Genomic DNA, 17,295 nt, shown 5'->3' with positions numbered 1-17,295 from the left:
GCCTCCTCAGGTACCTTTTCCAGACGTCAAAACCAACATAAAGAACGATCAAAAGCGCAACGGGAAACTCGACGATGAGTCTCAGGGTTTTCACAGTATCATCCTCCTTTCAGAGGAAAAAGAACGAATATGAGAAGGCTCCACAGTGCATGTGAAAAAGCAGTTGTGCTCACCTTTCCCGTGATCACGTAAAGAAACGACAGGATCAATCCAAGAACAAAAGCCCCCGCTATCAGTGCGATGTTCCCGGTGAACACGTGAACCACGCTGTAGAGTATTGAAGAAATCAAAACAGCAGGCAGAACATCCATCCTCTGAAGAAGAAACTCCGTTATGAAGCCCCGCCATATGATCTCCTCGAAGAAAGCTATGAACAGAAGAAGAATCGTCACCTTCACAACACTCTGCCCTGTTGAGAGTTTGTAGACATTCACAACATCGCTGTGAAACGCTGGAATCAGAAGTGAGATCAGATACCCTATCACGAAGACAAGGTACGCGATCAGGGCAGAGTAGATTATCAGTGGTGACTCGTACCGGTTGGGCACCACGTTTCTTTTTCCACCAAGAAGGATCACAACAAGGGAGAAAACCAGCGTTGTCAGAAACATCCTCCACCAGAAGTCCAGCACACTGGTCTGGAAAACAACGTACCATCCTGCAAAAAGCCCGGCAAGAACAAGAAAGAAACCAGAAGGAGATATTCTTTTCATCGCTCTCACCCCATGAGTCCCAGGATCATGGAAACAAAGAGTATCATCTCAGCCAGTGCACTCATTTTGTCAACGGCAGCGATCTCTCTGGCACTCTTTTTCCCGGTGGACTTTTGAAAGAGCTGCCTCATCACACCAGCGTACAGAAAGAAGGCTACAAGACTGACAAGAGCGATGGATTTTAGAACGCCTGTTACGACCAGGTAGAAGACGAAAACGTAGATGAGCCCGACCAGGACCGCATAGAGATAGGAGGAGGCAAGATCACCGATGAGGATGGGAAGGGTTTTGATGCCGCTTTTTCTGTCGTACTCGGAATCTCTGATCTCGTTTGCAAGAAGTATCAGATCGGTGGCAATCCCAATTGGAACGGAAACAAAAAGTGCCTCAACTGAGAACCTTCCCGTCTGAACATAGTATGCCCCCAGAACCATCAGAGGCCCCATGAGGATGAACACGAGGAACATACCAAGAGCTCTGTACTTCAGATAGAAGGGATGGCCTGTGTACGCATAACCAAGAACAAGACCGACAAGCCCGATCCACAAAAGAGCAAGTCCAGACATCTTTATGAGGAAAATTCCCAGAACCACACTCGCAATGTAGCACAGTACACTCAGGAAGAGTTCTTCCTTCAGGGTGATCTTTCCCGATACAAGAAGCCCGCTTGAGCCAAGAGACTCTTTTGTGTCCACACCACTTTTGTAATCAAAATAGTCGTTCGTGGTGTTGACACCGGCATGAAGCAAAACGGCAGCGATCAGTGATAGAATGTATCTGGTCAGGGAGAAATCCTCTGCCAGCATGGCTCCGACGGTGACAGGAAAGGCACTCGCAACAAAGGAAAAAGGTCTCAAGGCTATGAGGTACTTCAACACTGATCCCTCCCGGAGGTGCTTTGGATGTTTGGAAAGTGTCAAAAACATGTAAGATACGCTCTCAGGCTCCTCATGAGACTGTCTCTGGAAAACAGACCGATGTCTTCTTCAGAACTCGCAGAAAAAGAGCACATCACAAGAAGTTTCACCCTGAAAGTCCTTCACTATCTCAAAAGATCTGGCCTTGTCTCTTCCATCAAAGGAAAAAACGGCGGCTTTGTGCTTGCAAGGTCTGCGGATGAGATTTCGTTTCTAGATATCATCAGGGCTTTTGAAAAAGACCTTGTCATTGTGGACTGCAGCAATCGCTGTGAAAATTACAAACACTGCAGGGCAAAGTACTTCTGGAGCTGGCTGTCGGATCATCTAAAAGAGATGTTTTCAAGCATCACCCTGAAAGACATCGCTTCAGGATCTTTCGCGTTTCAGTGCGAGAAGCTTCCTTAAATGTTCCTTTTCTTGCTCGATGATCCTCTTCACCGTCTTCTGTTCGTCAGAATTCACAAGGCCGTCTTTGAGTTCGTAGTAGAGGATTATGCTGTCTTTTTCCACAGATATGGCGATCTCCAGAACCTCCCTCAGGGTCAGATCTTTTCTTTTCAGGATTTCATCGGTGTCTGGAAAAACCTGGTAGAAGGCGTATCCCGAAAGATAAGAATCCACCTCGTCCCAGAAGTTTTGATCGGACATCTTTCTGAAGATCTCCGCGTGAAGCTTTTCCTGATCTGCAAGTTCAAGGAATGTTTCCTTTATCTTTCCATCGAAATGCTCTGAAAGTTCCCTGTAAAACCTTTCTCCCTCTTCTTCCAGTCTTATGGCCAACGTGAGAACGTCTTTCACCTTCATGAAACCACCCCATTGTTCTCATTTTCACACACTGCACAGAATATTATACTACTTGAGTATAAATTTCCAAAAAGAAAAGGGCGGGATTGCCCCGCCTTCTTCACACGGTGAGTTTTTGCGTTATTCTCCAATTTCAACAGAGAAATCCTTGAAGGTCCATCCAAATTTTGCCGCGGTGGTATTTGGATCACCGAACTCTGTTCCTATCTCCCAGACGCAGAAGTACATCTCATCGAAGTTTTCCACCCTTGTTGAGTGTTTTTTGATAACTTCCGCTGCTTTTTCCACAAAGTCCTTCACGTTGAACTTCACCCTGCCATCTTTCATGGGAGTTGTGAGCCTGAAGGCGAGATAATCCCAGCCCCAGGGCGCAAAGTAAACGTCCCATTTTGTTTCCACAGGAGAGCCGTTTATCTCGATCGTTGTTGTGAATTCATCCACCTTCTGCCCACCTGGCATCAGGATGTTGTTGTAGAACCAGACCATGATCTCGACGTCTCCAGAGGAAACAGATGTCTGATCTGGCTTTCTTGTGATCCACGTTTCCATTGCAAGGTTGATCGGAAGGTCGTTCTCGTACCAGATTGAATAATCAAGGGTTACGTAAAAGTCAGGAAGATCTTTCACCTTCACCGGAAGAATCTCTGTTCCGCTGTTGTGCGCCGCCCACGGCTTGTAGCCGTAGTATATCTCTGGATAGCCGTGAACCCAGCTGTCCGGGTTTTGAAGAACGATGTTGTAGATATCCGCGTAGAACTGGACCTTTTCACCATCGAACTTGAGCCACGTTTCTCCTTCGTAGGATTTGACGTTCCAGAAGTTGAGTTCCATGGTCACCGGAAAGCCTTTGAACGTAATGTCTGTTGCACCAATGTCTGTGAGAACGACTTCTGCCGAGAAAAGAAAGGCAGAAACCACAAGAAGAAAAGAGACGACCAACCTCATCCTTTCACCTCCATATCGATTGAAAAGTTATTGAACGTCCATCCAAAACGGGCACTCTTTGTTTCAGGGCTTCCAAATTCGGTTCCGATCTCCCAGACGGTGAAATACAGATCATCAAAATCCTTCACACGTGTGGACCTTGAAAGATACTCTCCTGCAACATCGAGAAAATCCTTCACGTTGAATCTCACCCTCCCCTTTCTCACAGGATTCTTCAGCCGGAAAGCAAGATAATCCCAGTTCCATTCGGCGTGCCAGAGTTCCCAGATTCCACGTTTTTGTTCTCCGTTAAGTTCGAACGAAACGGTGTACTCTCCCACTTTCTTTCCACCCGGTGTGAGTTCGTTGAAATAGAACCACACCATGATCTCCACATCTCCGATGGAAGCTTCGACCTGGTATTTTTCTCTTGTGAGCCAGGTTTCCATGGCAAAGTTCAGCGGAAGAGAGGGCATGTGGTCTATTTCGAAGGAAAGTTCGACCGTGAAGGACTCCACAGAAGACACTACCAGAGGTAACTTTGTCCCCTCTGCTGCATGTCTTTCCCAGGGTTTGTATCCGTAGTAAAACTCAGGATAGCCAAGGATGTACCTTTCTGGCTCTCTGGCAGAAAGATCTTCAACATCACCGTTGAAGGTGAGTCTTTCACCGTCGAATCTCATCACCACCGTTCCCGTGTATCTTTCTACGTTCCACAGATTCAGCTCCATGGAAAGCGGCATGTCATTCCAGCGAAAATCTGCCGTTCCTGGTGCGGTCAGTTCCACCACGTTTATCACCTCCAAGAAACAGTCTATTATGAAAATGTTTACATTCAAAGGGCAAAAAACGGAGATTATGCGGAAAGAGCGTTGAATATTCCAGAAATACCGCAAAAAAACATGTTTTTCTCAGAAAGTTGATGAACACGCTTTGAGGCCAGCATCTGTGGACAGATCAAGTTCGAAGCGGAAGGCAGGGTTTTGAACGATTACAGTGATAAAAAGGGTTCCGGATATATCCTGACTTCCGTCCCTGATCCTGTATCCACGATGTCTATCGAGAAGAAATAATAGTCATCCCCAACCAGTATCATGGCCAGTGGACAGATGTTTCTGTTCCATCCTGTGTTGTGCATCTCAGAGAAAGAAAGTAGGTTTTCTGAACAAAAATGGTTTTTTGACACTTCCAATCCCCTGAAGGAGATGGGATTCCTGGCAGCTCTAGGCTGCCTTCCATGGAGCAGCAGGTGTTCCATGGCCACAGAGGTGCGGATTGAACCTCACACCTCTGGCGGGTGCCAACACCGCCACTACCTGGGAAGCCACAGGATACCTTCGCCAGAAGTTCTTTTTTCGCTTTGTCTTCCTGACCAGGGACGGAGAAGGGCTTGCGGGACTGATTTTTTTCTGTCAGGGTCTAGAATATCAAGTGATGATGTGTTTTCGTTGGCCATTAAAAGCTCTTCTATGAGTTTGTTTGCCTCATCTGAAGAAAGAGTATCAGTTGTTCCCTGAAAGATTCCACCAGCACAGCTTACAAGCAAAAGTGTTGCTAAGAAAACCAAACAGACCAGAAAACACGCTTTCCTTCCCGTGATCATCGCTCTCGTGCTTTATAATTGAATAAATAAAAAATCTTCTTTTTTGAATATGCAAAGGGGGATTGAATGCTTGGGGTTGTAAGTCTGCCGGAACATCCCCCGGTAGTTTTGTACTGTGATCACATCTTTTACGCAAGTTTTTCATCTCTCATTTTTTCCATCGTGACAGACGCTACAGCGATTTCAATCAAATAAAGATTCAAAAAAGACTGGAACGCTGGGTTCAGCCCTGAACCATGTACCTCAAGATTCTTTCCAGTCTTCTTCTCACCCTGCCGTCCTCTTCGCACCAGAAGGCAACAAGCAGAGGTTGAACCTTGAGAGAGTACCTCCTTGCAAACTCCCTCACCACATCCGGCCCCTTTAGCCTGACACCAAACCTCACCCCATCATACCTTCCGTAGTTCCTCAGAAATCTGTCAAGGAGTTTTCTGTCGGACTCTTTCATCTCGATGTACCTTAGCGTGAATCTTTCCAGTCTCTTTCTTTTCATCCTTCCAAGGGCTCTCTTCACTGTCTCTTTCCTTCCTTCAATGAAAGGATGAGCCTTCACCATTGAAACAACAAATTCCATGGTCCGGTGATCTTTTGCCATGAAATCAGCGAACGACTCAATATCTTCAAGAAGCTTATATGCCCTTTTGAGTCTTTCTTTCCTTGAAAGGAACTCTCTATCAAGAAGAGCCATGTAGGTGGTAAGAAAAAGGATTTGTCTCTGATGAAAGGGGAGCTCTTTAAGCTTTTCTGACGACTCCCTGTATTTTCTTTCAATCTCCATCTTTATCCACTCGTTCCAGACAGGAAAAGGTGCCCCTGTATCAACACCAGATGTCAACAGTTTTCTTATCGTATCTGCACGAATCATTTTTGTTTTCCCTTTCAATATATCTGAGATACCTTTGGAGCTGAGAGTTTTTCCTTTCCAAGCGACCTTTTCAACATATCTTCTCAACTGACTTGTGTTCGGATAAGTTGATCCTGTGTAGTCCAACACAAATTTCTTCGCTTTTTTGAGTAGAGACAGATAATCTTCTGGTACGGGAAGCGAAACGATGATATGTGCAGTGCTGTGGATAGACGGTGAATCCATGTCTTTTTCCACAACAAACAGAGTATCCAGGGCTCCAAAGAGATTTCCTGGTTCCTCTCTGTAGTATCCTAGCCAGAAAACGGCTCCTTGAGAAAGAGCATGGGCAAGTTTTGGATGTTTTTCCCTGATATCCCATGCAAGATCGTTCAGGGAGGAAACAATACAGGTTGGGTGAGGAACCTCCCTGGATAGTCTGTAGGCCTGTATGTAATCGTGTACCGCCTCAGAGAGTCTTCCAGAATCTGCTTCCCTTCTTGCCAGGGAAAGATATAAAAAGGAAAGTGTGGATTTTCTGTAATCGTTTTTCCACACCCTCACCTTCCGTAGTGGCTTTATTCCGCTTGCTTCAAAGTTTATTAAAGTAACGATCACAGTATCTCTTATTGATTTTGACATCTTGGGAAGGTTTCTTTTCAGGTACCTGTACAGATTCATATCTACTTTGCCTGTATATTTTAAAAATGCCAGTTTGTTCGCCAAAAGAAAATATTTCGCTGCTTCGGATTTGCAGCTTTTCAAAATTTTATCTGTTTTCTGAATCGCTTCTTTGAAGTTTCCTTTCCAAGCGAGTTTCAGTATACAGAGAACCTCTCTGCACTCTTTTGGAAGGTTTTCTTCGAGTAGCATGTAATTCACTGCTGGAAGAGAAAAAGCACCGTACTTGAATGTCTCTTTCAGGCCTTCTATACTTTTCATCTTTACTCCCTCTGTTATAGTTATACCTCAAAAAACCAAATTGTTTCAAAGCCCATGAAATCTGGTGCTGAAAATGTGCTTTTAAAGAGGATTTTGGAACAGCCAAAACTTGAAAACCATATAAGGTTTGATAAAGTGATGACAGGTGATCAGAATGCGAAGGGTTTTGATGATAATCTTTTTGATACTCGTTCTCCTGTCTACAATCATTTTCGCTGACAAAGTGAAGACAGATAACGAAACGCATTCCTGGAAAAGTGAGATTACGGAACAGGTTCAGGTTGCACCCAAAAGTGCAGCTACTTGTGAGGTTACTTTCAAAGGTTCAACTGCTGGAAATCAGAGTTTTTAACCCTTGTTCTGCTGTACGTAAAAAATCATTTTTATTTAAGTTCACAGAAATTTTGCGATCTAAAAAACAGCCCTGTAAGTTCTTTTCAAATCATTGAAGAATTTTCTTTAAAACTTGAAAACCATATAGGGTGTTTTAGCATCTGTGCGGGGGGTGAGAAATATTGGCACCGTGCAGATGTGGGAAAGTTCCTGAGTTGTTGAGGAGGATTTTGATTCTGATGGCAAGACAGACGCAGGGAACGAAATGCAAACTTTTTGAGAGAGTGTATATAATATCTTTTAATATACTTTTTAGGAGAAGCGAAAAAGACCGATGGCTCAAGTGAGAGGTAAAGGATGAAAATTTGTACAAAGGGCAAGAAATGGTTCATTTTGGGGGATGAAACATGAGAACTTCTCTTCTTTATAAGATCAAGGAAGAAGAAAGAATACTTCCTTCCAAAAATTTAAAAGGCAATGAAATCATCTTCATTCTGGCTTTTCCTGACATATACAAGTACGGTTTGCCGAATCTAGGAATCCAGACCCTGTATAAAGAGCTGTATCTTAGAGATGATGTTGCTGTTGATAGGTATTACACAGACGAAGATCAGCCTTTCTCTTTCGAATACGGTTTCAAACTAAAAGATAGTGATTTCATAGGTATTAGTTTTCAATACGAAGGAATCGTGTTAAATGCTTTCAAAATATTGAAAGCAGGTTCTATACCATTGATCAATCTTCTCAGAGAAGAGAACGATCCCATTATAATAGGTGGAGGACCTGTAGCTAATTATAATCCACTGCCGTTATCTCTAGTTTGTGATGTCATAGTCTTAGGAGAGGCAGAAGAGGCTATTCATAAAATCATAGATTCATACAAAGTTTATCGAAATGTAAAAAGAAAGCGTATGAAATTCCTGCAGGCTGTCTCTCAAATAGAAGGGATTTACGTGCCTTGTATTCACGGTTTTTTCCAAACGGGTATGGTGAAACAAACCAGTCCTGTTGATATAAACGAACATCCAGCACATAGTATATTCGTTACTAAAAATACCGTTTATGAGGAAAGAGTTTTTTCTATAGAAGTGAGACGAGGATGTACCCAAAGATGCAGATTTTGTTATATGGGGCATAGGTTAAAACCACCTAGAACTTTAAGATGGGAAACATTCAAGAAAATAGTTGATCTAGCAATTGATCAGTGCAATGTGGAAATAATTAAACTCTTCTATGAAGGACTAGAAACTAGGATTGTAGAGCATTATCTTGAATACATCATTAAAAAAGGAGGGAGAGTGAGGATCGGTTCTCAGAGATTAGAAAAATTGTCGAAGCGGATAATAGAGATTGCTGCAATTTCCGGCCAAAGAAAGATAACTGTAGCACCAGAAACGAGCGGAAGATTACGCAAAGTAATAGGTAAACACGAAATAAAGGATGAGGAAATATTGGAAGTGGTTAGGATCTCTTCCCTCTATGGCATACCAGATTTCGGTCTTTACTTTATCTTAGCCATACCTGGCGAGACATTTGAGGATTTAGATAAGATAGCAGATCTTATAATGAAGGTTCGGCATCAAATGAACAAACTAAAGAATACTGATGGGCGCTTGGAAATAGGTATAAATCCTTTATATCCTAAACCTTTCACTCCTTTCCAGTATGTGAAACTTCCGTCGCTTAAGAATATTGAGGACAGATTTCTTTACATTGTAGAGAAAGTTAAAAAAGAAGGATTTCCTGTGGTTATATCAAATGATGTTGTTGACGAAAAAGTGGAAAAAAGACAAAAAGATGAAAATGAAAATGAGTCGCTTGTAAAATTTGAAACAACGGTGTTTCATCCAATTTCTTTACTCCAACCAATGATTTCAAGGGGAGGATTAGAAATAGCTTTCTTGCTACACTATTTGCATAGCAAACGCTTCAATACTGTCAGTGATCTTGAGAATCTCCTGAATGAGTTTGGTATAAATGCAGCTTGGTACTTTGAGGAATATATTGATAAATACTGTCCTTGGAAGATCCAGAAAACTTTAATATCAGAAGATTATCTATTAAGAGAATATTTTAAGGCTTTGAACTTTATATCAACAGATGAGGAATGTAAGTTAAATTGTTCTCAATGCTTTAATCGATGTATTGATATATCGACGACCAACTATCAGGGGGGAATGTCGAATGCTTGAGGTTGTGGCCTTCAGAGGGGATGAATATGGTCTTTCAGCCAGGATACTGGCTGATTTTCTCGATGAATTCAGAATTCATGAAATGTCCCCCGATAACTTCAACGGGAAAGAAGAGATAGAAAATGACTTCATAATCGTGTGCAATCCAAAACTGCTGACGGAAAATTTCCTGAGGCAGGCGTATGAATACTCCAGAGACAGGGGCATTTACTTTGGAGTGATATCTGCCCTTTCCATCGATCTGCTGAGAGAAAAACTCGCAAATTACCAGGAACAGATCGTACTTGATCCCCAGCAGTATCTTATAATCTTGAGGAAGGAAAACAAAAGTATAAAACACAGACTCAACGCGGAAGTTTTCACGCGGTACGAAAGCACGGTGGACAACTTCGACAGAGTGAAGCACAAAAAGCTCTGTTTGAGCATGGTGATAGATGGAAACAGAAGGCATCTGCATCTGAGTGACGGAAAGATCTGCGGAATCAACAGAGACATCCCTCTGGAAGAGATTTACAGATACTTCCCGGACTGTCAGAACTGCGAATATGAGAGGGTTTATGCTCAGGATGTTCAGGCTGAGTGTATCTTCATGGACTCGTGCTCAAGCACTCTCATTTCCACCTCAGAGAAGGGAGAGTACATAAACGTTGGAATGAACTTTTTGAAGAACGCAAAGGTCCTCATCAGCTCTTACAGGCCAAAACAAGGCTATAACAGTGAGGCTCTTCTTTTCCATCATCTCATCTCTCACGGATTCGAGGCAGGAGAAGTGCTCTACATTCTGAACACGAACTCCTACAACCACTGCTCGGACTACCTTCCGTACATACTCTACGGCTTTCCAAACGCAAAGGTGACCATTCCAGAAAAACTGGAAGTGGACAGGCTGAGAATGGAAAAAAGCGAAATAGTTGTAGATATCAACAGAATCTCTGGAATGAGGCTTCTGGAGATTCATGCAGGAGAGGATATTCTCAATGAAGTATTGAAAAGGCAGTTCTATGTGTTTTCCAGCGACGAGATAAGGAAGGACGTGTTCTACTCGGTGATACCCTATCCGCTCAAAAACAGTATCAAACTCTTTTTGTATTCATGGGAAGAAGTGAATGGGCCGTTGAGAATTGTTTTCGGAGTGGGGAAAAAGTTAAGAGAAGATGTGTATTCAAAAAGATATTTCAACATGAGAAAACTGGAACTTCTGGGATTCAGGCACAAGAAGATTCAGAATCAGGTTCACGATTACTTCTCGAAGATAAACGAGCAAACGGAGGTTCTGGACGAAGCAAACAGAAACCTGAAAAACTTCGATTTGCACAGATTGAGTAAGAATCTGTCAGCAGTGGAGGAGAGAATCTACAACCTTCTGGCCGATCATCTTCTTTCACAGAATCCGAAGTTTTTCATAGAGGTGTACGGCGAAAACATGACGGTCAGATGTGCAGAAGAAGACCTTCACAAAACCATCAGGTGTCCGTACTGTGGTAATTACCTGTCAATAAAAGAGAGCGAAAACACTCTCGTACCCATGAAAAGATACTCTGGATTTTGCAGCAACTGTCACAACGTTTTCGACACCGAGAGCGTTCATCCCCCGAAGTATCCTGAGATAGTCCTTGTTCACGAGCAACCCGACAGAAAGATCTTCTACGTGAAAGTCTGGAACGAAAATGTCCACACCACGAACAACCTGGTGTGTTTCAATCTGTGGTGTGAGAACAGAAGCGAAATGGAGAACATTTACCTGAGCAGAGATTTTCAGGTCTTCACGCTTGAGCCTGGTGGGGAGGAAAAGTTCGAAGTCGAGGTGGCCCTGAAAAGGACAGATCAGAGAATCAACAAGACCTACTGTCTCTACGTATACTGGTTTGAAGACTTCAATCTCAGTGTCAGCACCTACACCTTCAGACTGAAGAACGTGTAGAGGAGGTGAAAGGAGTTGAACAGAAACCTCCTTCTTTTCGCCTCCGGTTCGTTCGTTTCGCTGATCGGCACCAGGATCTATCAAGTTGCACTGGCATGGTGGCTCTACTCGAAAACCGGCTCGAGCGAATACGTGGGCCTCTTCATGATATCCTCTTTTCTTCCCGCCATAATAGTGAGTCCCTTCGCTGGAACGGTGGTGGACAGGCACAGCAGAAGAAACATGATGGTTGTGATGGATATTCTCAGGGGAGTTCTGTTCATGTATCTGTTTCTCATGGAATATTTCTCAGAGTTAACGATGGCGCTTCTTCTGATCGTCACCGTTCTTGTCTCCGTGTTCGATTCTTTCTTCAATCCAGCAGTTGATTCCCTGCTTCCCGATCTGGTCAGAAAAGAAAACCTGGTCAGGGCGAATTCACTCTACAGGTTGCTGAAGAACCTCTCAAAAATACTTGGACCTGCCCTTGGAAGCCTCCTTCTGAAGGTAGTGGGGCTTGCAGGGGTGATTCTCATAAATTCTCTGTCCTTTCTGATCTCAGGAATCTTTGAGATGTTCATAAAGGTTGAAGAAAAGCATCTGAAGAAAGTATCAAAAGAAAGGAAGATGTGGCAGGACATAAGATCTGCTCTTTTGTACATAAGATCGGTGAGGTTCATCCTGGTGACGATACTGGTCATTGCCATCATGAACTTCTTCACAGGTTCAATGCACGTTCTGCTACCTGAGCACGTCTCGAAACTGGGAAAGAGCGAGTGGGTTTATGGAACGTTGATGAGTATGCTGTCGTTTGGAGGGCTGATTGTTACATTTCTGATGGCAACGATAAAAACAAGAGCCAGCGTGAAAACCCTGGGTTTGAATCTGGTGGGGTACGGGCTGGCTGTTTTCGTGTTTGCCATGACGGGTAACCATTGGCTTATGTTTGCCATGTATTTCCTCATTGGAATCTTTCAAACCCTTTTCAACATAAACGTTATCACACTGCTTCAACTGGCAATACCGGAGGAAATGAGGGGAAAGATCTTTTCCCTGATCTCAGCCGTATCTTTCTCGCTACTGCCCGTTTCCTATGGTTTCTTTGGATTTCTCTCCAGTTACGTTGCAACGGCGCACATCTTCATAACCACTTCCATGGCGCTCATCGCAGGAGGCGTGCTGATTTCTCTTCAGAGGTTTGAGGGGTGAGCGGTTGAAATATCAAGAAGATCTGTTTACCAGCATCAATGAGTGTAATCAAAGGACCGTGATACCAAACACTCCTAATAATAAAATAACGAAAAGGAGCATTACTACTCCTTTTCTTTGGTTGTGAGTGATTTTGCTTTATCTTGTTTGACAAAGTAAATGCGTGTAGGAACTGAATAATATCTCGTCACTCTTTCAGTATCATCTCCCACCAAACTTCTTTGATTCAAAGGTAAGCCACAAAGGCTCACCTCACTGCCAACCAAGCTTCACAACCCAAAAATCAGCGCTTCCATGATTTCCAGTCACATCTCCATCGTTTGATTTGGTAAATCCAGCCACTATGTATCCTCCATCTGTTGTCTGCTGAACTGACCAAGCACTATCCGAACCAGATCCGCCCAGTGCTTTTTGCCACTGCATGTTCCCATTGCCGTCAAGCTTTACTACCCAAGCATCGAGTGATCCATGATTTCCTCGGATAACCCCATCGGTTGAATAGGTTCCTCCAGCCACTATGTAACCTCCATCGGTTGTTTGTTGAACTGAAGTGGCCCAGTCATTTCCGGATCCGCCAAGGGTTTTCTGCCATTCTATGTTTCCATCTTTGTCAAGCTTTACTATCCAAGCGTCAAGCGAGCCATGATTTCCACTAACATCTCCATCATTAGACCAGGTAAATCCAGCTACTATATACCCACCATCGGGTGTTTGTTGAACTGAAAAAGCCCAATCCCAATTGGATCCACCGAGAGTTTTCTGCCATTCTATGTTTCCATCTTTATCAAGCTTTACTATCCAAAAGTCACCGTTTTCATGATTCCCTTTGACATCTCCATCGTTTGACTCGGTATATCCAGCCACTATATACCCACCATCGGGTGTTTGTTGAATTGAAAAAGCATAATCATCACTGGATCCACCAAGAATTTTCTGCCAAATAATTTCTGGCGCAGTTTCAGCTATGCAAATTAAAGAAACAGTAACAAGCATTATACCAAAGAACACAGTGATAAACATCTTGCTCATAAAAACACCCCCCTTACACCATTTAAGTGAACTCTGTCGATTTCTCCAGGCTTTCTGAAAACCTCATTTACTATTTAATTGGTGGTATTGTATCACAAAGCCCCTGATATGCAAAATCTTCTCACTTCAAACCTTAAAGCAAAGAATTCTTTAAAAGCTTCTTTTCCCTTCTGCCTCAACAAAAAAATAATATTTCACCAGTACAGGATATGAGCTTTGCCCTTTTCTGATACACCCTGGCTATTATGACCTCACCTCCTTCCACTAGTTATAGTCCGTTTCTTTGTGTTTCAACTCTGGAACAATTTGGTGAGGACCCATAAAAAACAAAAAGCCCGGCCATTTCGACCGGGCTTCCCTATTCATTCAACGTACAGCAGGATAGAACGGTCTATTCTTCTTCGTTCCACTAGTGGTAAAAAGAGACGAACAAGTTCTTCTTCTGTCTCACTGTCGATGGGAACACGGTTTACAACACGAAACGTCATAATCCAGGCTCTGAGGCCTTCTTCTCCGTCTTCTAAAACGCCGTAGAAAGGAGAGTCCGTTCCAGGTATGTGCCCTCTGATGGTCGTACCAAGCCCTGTAAGCTCTTCAAACGTTCCTTCTTTTGCCACAAAAGTGTACTCTCTGCCGTCTGTTCCTCTCACAGTTTTTCTGATCACCACAATCACCTCCCATTATTATAAGTCCTTATGAGAAGGTTACGATTCTGAAACGGTTGTGAGAAGGGCGTTCCTGTATGTGGTCAAAAGGCCTGTAAAAAAATGAAAAGAGGCATTGCTGCCCCTTTTTGCTCTCCCATATAACAAAGAAGGGGCTACCTTGATGGTAGCCCCCGAGGTTGACAAAAATCGGATTTTTCTGTGGTAGCCCCACGGGGAATCGAACCCCGACCTCCGGACTGAGAATCCGGCGGACTGGCCGTTATCCTATGGGGCCACTCCAGAGTGATTTTAAACCATTTTCAGGGAAAAATCAAGAGGGGTTTTCGAGAAGTTCGTGACGACCTTTCCAGATCCAGGTGTTGAAATCCCACGGGTCTGTGATAAAATATATAGACGGCGGGGCGTAGCGCAGGTGGCTAGCGCGCTTGCATGGGGCGCAAGAGGTCGCTGGTTCGAGTCCAGTCGCCCCGACCAGGGTCCCCAATTTGCGGGGACCTTTTTATTTGTCGTACTTTTTCAGAAAGGCGTATTCTCAGCGATAACAAGATACATCTCCTCCGGAATTTCCGAAAAGAGCTCCAGCCTGAGAAGATCATCCACTAGGTCCGGTCTTTCTTCTATGGGTATTCCATATCTTTTCGCTATCTCGATGATTTTTTCTGCTACTTCTCCTGCTCCCTTTGCAACAACTTCTGGTGCGTTCATCGAAGAAGGATCGTACCTCAACGCAACGGCCTTCCTTATATCATCCGTACGCATTGAATCCCTCCCAGAGCATGGGATCCTTCCTGGAAAAGAAGAGTTGAGCAAGCAAACCGATCGACTCAAGATCTTTTCTGAGTTCCTCTGCATGAGAAGAAAGTTCCTCTAGATTTCTTTCCGCGTAGAATCTGACAGAAAGGTTCCTTTCTTCCAGGAAGATGTCTGCGGCCACCTTTCCAAAGCGATGCGTGTTCACCACGAGGATGACCCTGCTTGAATTTTTCTCCCACCATATTTCGGATATCCCGAAAGAAGGCAGGGATAGAAATCTAACATCTTCGTTCAGAAGGTCGTTGATCAGAAAGACAGCGTCCATCACACCCTGGTTTGATATTTTCTCTGGCTTTGGAATGATTTCCCTGTCAGGAAGATCGAACTCTATAACCTCTTTCCTTCGCCAGATCAAACTCCAGGAAGATCCTCTCTTTTCAACGGTGACGTTTCCCTTCAGAAAGTCTTCAAGGAAAGAAAGATCCGCGTCATCTTTTACACGAAACGAAACAAAGGGAAGGACTTCTTTTTTGAACACGATCAAAAGCGTTCTTTCTTTGAAAGGGATCAACATGTAACGCCCTTTCGCGATGCCTTTTTCAAAAGAAAGATCGATCTGATACACATCGTGATCCTCGTTGCTTAAAACAACCCTTCGCATGGAAATGGCTCTTTTCAGAACTTTCTCGTCAACGTCGAAGGCTGTTTTCCTGAAATTCTCATCGACGAACCTGAAGAACTCTCGAAGTGAAAACTTTCTGGGAAATGCTACAGCTTTTGCCTCAAGTGCTTTTGGGAGAAATTCCTTCAGAATTTTTTTCTTTTCTTCGGTTATTCTCAGAAAACGGCCAGGAACAAGATGTTTCACGAACATCTTCAGAAAATGAATGTATTTTTTCTCAAAACCCGATGATACTTCGCAAAGAAATCCCAGAAGACCCGGGGTTTTGAAGACTTTAAGAGCCAGTTCCTCATCGAAGTGTGCAAGGAGCTTTGCACGGGTTTCCTTTCCCGTCAGTAGCCTGTTGCGCCATACCCGAACACTCTCTCCAACCTTCGGGATCTTGCCGTTTATCTCCAGAACGAGCACGCTGTTCTTTTTCGACAGAACGAGTACGTTGCCGTACCTTCCCACGACCTTCCAGATGTCCATTCACTCGCCCCCGTTATGATTATCGACATTTCGGTTAAAATCGTGAATGGAGGTGAAAGCGTGTTCCTTCAGAAAACGATCGGAGCTTTTCTTGTCACTCCCGGGATTTTCATTCTGATACTTCTTCTTTCGGCTGTCTTTTCTAGGAAAGGTCGCTGGCTTTTTGTCCTTCTGGCAACTTTCCTTTACGTTTTGAGCAGCTATCCAGCAGAGTTTCTCTTTCTTCGCCCGCTCGAGGAGGATCTAATTGTGCCAGATGGTCTTCCTCAAAACGGTGTCATCGTCATCCTCGGTGGTGGGGTGGAGAGGAACACAAAAACCGGCGACAGCCTGAGCGACTCTACCCTGAGGAGAATTCTCACAGGGTTTCAGGTTCACAGAAAAACTGGTCTTCCCATACTCGTCACGGGTGGAAGCCTCTCCGGTTTGGAACCCGAAGCGATTATTATGAAAGAGTACCTGGTATCTCTTGGTGTACCTGAAAAGAACGTTCTCGTTGAGAACAGATCAAGAAACACCTATGAAAATGCGTTCTTTACAAAGAATTTGATCGGAGACGTTCCGATCGTACTCGTGACCGATTCGATCCATATGAGAAGGGCGCTCTACACCTTCAAAAAGTTCTTCAGCGAGGTCGTACCGTATCCTGCTGGCTGTTATTTCGGAACGCCAGAATTTGTCGATTTCCTGCCGAGTGCGACCTCTTTTTATCTGAACTCCCGAGCTATATACGAGTGGATCGGTCTTGTCTGGTACAATCTGAGAGGGAGGTGACGGTATGGATCTTTCAACGGCGAAAACGCTGGCAGGAATCGGTATGGTCCTCGAATTGCTCGGTGCGGTCCCTGCAGTGGGATGGATCTTCTCACTCGTTGGGCTCATTTTGTTTCTCATCGGTATCTACAACATCTCGCAGATTACAAAAGAGAAGAGGATATTCAATTACCTTCTGATTCCCGCAGTTTTGCTACTTATCGTTTCCGTGGTCTTCTCTGTTGCCCTTTTCGGTGCCATTTTCACAGGGGGGCTGTTTGCCGGTGGTGTTGCTGTTGCAGGTTTTGTCACCGTTGTCGTCCTTGGAATCATCGCTCTTGTCTACAAAGTGAAGGCATACAGAATTCTCGCTGAGACTTTGAAAGTGTCCATATTCAACACCGCCGCTTCTTTTTACAAATGGGGTGCGATTCTTTTGGTTGTCTTTGGAATTGGATTCATCCTCATGTTCGTCGGTGATATACTTGCGATCGTGGGTTTCTTCTCAAAGCCATCAGAGGAGGTATCCTGAACACAGAGTTGCTGGAGGGATAG

The 17,295-nt window shown here is 44.0% G+C and carries 18 protein-coding genes, 2 tRNA genes and 1 pseudogene; 7 read left to right on the top strand and 14 right to left on the bottom strand.

Going from position 1 to position 17,295, the window contains the following annotated elements; translation table 11 throughout:
* Window positions 1-98: 98 nt before the first annotated feature.
* Both CTN_RS05530 and CTN_RS05525 read right to left on the bottom strand, forming a co-directional pair.
* Window positions 99-713, bottom strand: coding sequence for a CPBP family intramembrane glutamic endopeptidase (locus tag CTN_RS05530; protein WP_041437677.1), 615 nt, complete (start codon window positions 711-713; stop codon window positions 99-101).
* 5 nt (window positions 714-718) lie between these two features.
* Complete coding sequence (locus CTN_RS05525) at window positions 719-1,591, bottom strand: prenyltransferase (protein WP_414625527.1); 873 nt, start codon at window positions 1,589-1,591, stop codon at window positions 719-721.
* A gap of 24 nt (window positions 1,592-1,615) precedes the next feature.
* Here CTN_RS05525 and CTN_RS05520 point away from each other — a divergent pair, with 24 nt between their 5' ends.
* Window positions 1,616-2,038, top strand: a complete 423-nt coding sequence (locus CTN_RS05520; protein ID WP_041437669.1) for an Rrf2 family transcriptional regulator — start codon at window positions 1,616-1,618, stop codon at window positions 2,036-2,038.
* Here the strand turns inward: CTN_RS05520 and CTN_RS05515 are convergent.
* The 7 genes and pseudogenes from CTN_RS05515 to CTN_RS05490 all read right to left on the bottom strand — a co-directional run bounded on the left by CTN_RS05515 (window position 2,000) and on the right by CTN_RS05490 (window position 6,750).
* Window positions 2,000-2,437: a ferritin-like domain-containing protein gene (locus CTN_RS05515; protein WP_015919599.1), complete on the bottom strand. Its 438-nt coding sequence runs from the start codon at window positions 2,435-2,437 to the stop codon at window positions 2,000-2,002. The two genes, CTN_RS05520 and CTN_RS05515, sit on opposite strands and share 39 nt — an antisense overlap.
* 120 nt (window positions 2,438-2,557) lie before the next feature.
* On the bottom strand, window positions 2,558-3,382 hold the full coding sequence (locus CTN_RS05510; protein ID WP_015919598.1) for a GH12 family glycosyl hydrolase domain-containing protein: 825 nt from the start codon (window positions 3,380-3,382) through the stop codon (window positions 2,558-2,560).
* The gene (locus tag CTN_RS05505; protein ID WP_038067566.1) at window positions 3,379-4,152 is read right to left on the bottom strand and encodes a GH12 family glycosyl hydrolase domain-containing protein; all 774 of its coding nucleotides are present in this window, start codon (window positions 4,150-4,152) and stop codon (window positions 3,379-3,381) included. Before CTN_RS05505 ends, CTN_RS05510 begins: the two co-directional genes overlap by 4 nt.
* Window positions 4,153-4,352: 200 nt before the next feature.
* On the bottom strand, window positions 4,353-4,619 hold the full coding sequence (locus CTN_RS09935; protein ID WP_162527307.1) for a hypothetical protein: 267 nt from the start codon (window positions 4,617-4,619) through the stop codon (window positions 4,353-4,355).
* Window positions 4,585-4,710 (bottom strand): annotated as a pseudogene (locus CTN_RS10095) (RNA-guided endonuclease InsQ/TnpB family protein); the annotation flags it as partial. The gene CTN_RS09935 and the pseudogene CTN_RS10095, both read right to left, overlap by 35 nt.
* Complete coding sequence (locus CTN_RS09800; RefSeq protein WP_015919595.1) at window positions 4,674-4,964, bottom strand: hypothetical protein; 291 nt, start codon at window positions 4,962-4,964, stop codon at window positions 4,674-4,676. The pseudogene CTN_RS10095 and the gene CTN_RS09800, both read right to left, overlap by 37 nt.
* Before the next feature lie 223 nt (window positions 4,965-5,187).
* Window positions 5,188-6,750, bottom strand: a complete 1,563-nt coding sequence (locus tag CTN_RS05490) for a hypothetical protein (RefSeq protein ID WP_015919594.1) — start codon at window positions 6,748-6,750, stop codon at window positions 5,188-5,190.
* 740 nt (window positions 6,751-7,490) lie between these two features.
* Between CTN_RS05490 and CTN_RS05480 the strand changes: the two genes are divergently transcribed.
* From CTN_RS05480 to CTN_RS05470, 3 genes are read left to right on the top strand one after another with little or no spacing between them, the layout of a single operon-like run.
* Window positions 7,491-9,275, top strand: a complete 1,785-nt coding sequence (locus CTN_RS05480) for a radical SAM protein (RefSeq protein ID WP_015919593.1) — start codon at window positions 7,491-7,493, stop codon at window positions 9,273-9,275.
* The gene (locus tag CTN_RS05475; RefSeq protein WP_015919592.1) at window positions 9,268-11,196 is read left to right on the top strand and encodes a hypothetical protein; all 1,929 of its coding nucleotides are present in this window, start codon (window positions 9,268-9,270) and stop codon (window positions 11,194-11,196) included. Before CTN_RS05480 ends, CTN_RS05475 begins: the two co-directional genes overlap by 8 nt.
* Before the next feature lie 15 nt (window positions 11,197-11,211).
* Entirely contained in the window at window positions 11,212-12,384 is a 1,173-nt protein-coding gene (locus CTN_RS05470) for an MFS transporter (protein WP_015919591.1), read from the top strand.
* Between the two features lie 252 nt (window positions 12,385-12,636).
* Here the strand turns inward: CTN_RS05470 and CTN_RS05465 are convergent, their stop codons facing one another.
* The 3 genes from CTN_RS05465 to CTN_RS05455 all read right to left on the bottom strand — a co-directional run bounded on the left by CTN_RS05465 (window position 12,637) and on the right by CTN_RS05455 (window position 14,355).
* Window positions 12,637-13,413, bottom strand: coding sequence for a hypothetical protein (locus CTN_RS05465; protein WP_004081536.1), 777 nt, complete (start codon window positions 13,411-13,413; stop codon window positions 12,637-12,639).
* A gap of 362 nt (window positions 13,414-13,775) precedes the next feature.
* Window positions 13,776-14,078, bottom strand: a complete 303-nt coding sequence (locus CTN_RS05460) for a hypothetical protein (protein WP_244857327.1) — start codon at window positions 14,076-14,078, stop codon at window positions 13,776-13,778.
* A 202-nt stretch (window positions 14,079-14,280) separates the two neighbouring features.
* A tRNA-Glu gene (locus CTN_RS05455) sits at window positions 14,281-14,355 on the bottom strand.
* Between the two features lie 123 nt (window positions 14,356-14,478).
* Between CTN_RS05455 and CTN_RS05450 the strand changes: the two genes are divergently transcribed.
* Window positions 14,479-14,555, top strand: a tRNA-Pro gene (locus tag CTN_RS05450).
* A 42-nt stretch (window positions 14,556-14,597) separates the two neighbouring features.
* Here the strand turns inward: CTN_RS05450 and CTN_RS05445 are convergent.
* Both CTN_RS05445 and CTN_RS05440 read right to left on the bottom strand, forming a co-directional pair.
* Complete coding sequence (locus CTN_RS05445) at window positions 14,598-14,840, bottom strand: EscU/YscU/HrcU family type III secretion system export apparatus switch protein (protein WP_015919588.1); 243 nt, start codon at window positions 14,838-14,840, stop codon at window positions 14,598-14,600.
* Window positions 14,827-15,987 carry a flagellar hook-length control protein FliK gene (locus CTN_RS05440; protein WP_015919587.1) on the bottom strand — a complete coding sequence of 387 codons (1,161 nt, stop codon included), beginning with the start codon at window positions 15,985-15,987 and terminating at the stop codon, window positions 14,827-14,829. The genes CTN_RS05445 and CTN_RS05440 overlap by 14 nt, the downstream gene beginning before the upstream one ends.
* A 60-nt stretch (window positions 15,988-16,047) precedes the next feature.
* Here CTN_RS05440 and CTN_RS05435 point away from each other — a divergent pair, with 60 nt between their 5' ends.
* The gene (locus CTN_RS05435; RefSeq protein ID WP_041437653.1) at window positions 16,048-16,761 is read left to right on the top strand and encodes a YdcF family protein; all 714 of its coding nucleotides are present in this window, start codon (window positions 16,048-16,050) and stop codon (window positions 16,759-16,761) included.
* A gap of 4 nt (window positions 16,762-16,765) precedes the next feature.
* A complete protein-coding gene (locus CTN_RS05430) occupies window positions 16,766-17,272 on the top strand; it encodes a DUF996 domain-containing protein (protein WP_015919585.1) in 507 nt (168 codons plus the stop codon).
* Window positions 17,273-17,295 lie beyond the last annotated feature (23 nt).

The sequence above is a fragment of the Thermotoga neapolitana DSM 4359 genome (assembly GCF_000018945.1).
GTDB lineage: Bacteria > Thermotogota > Thermotogae > Thermotogales > Thermotogaceae > Thermotoga > Thermotoga neapolitana.
The sequence above is the reverse complement of the archived record's forward strand: the minus strand, read 5'-3'. Positions and strand labels throughout refer to the sequence as shown.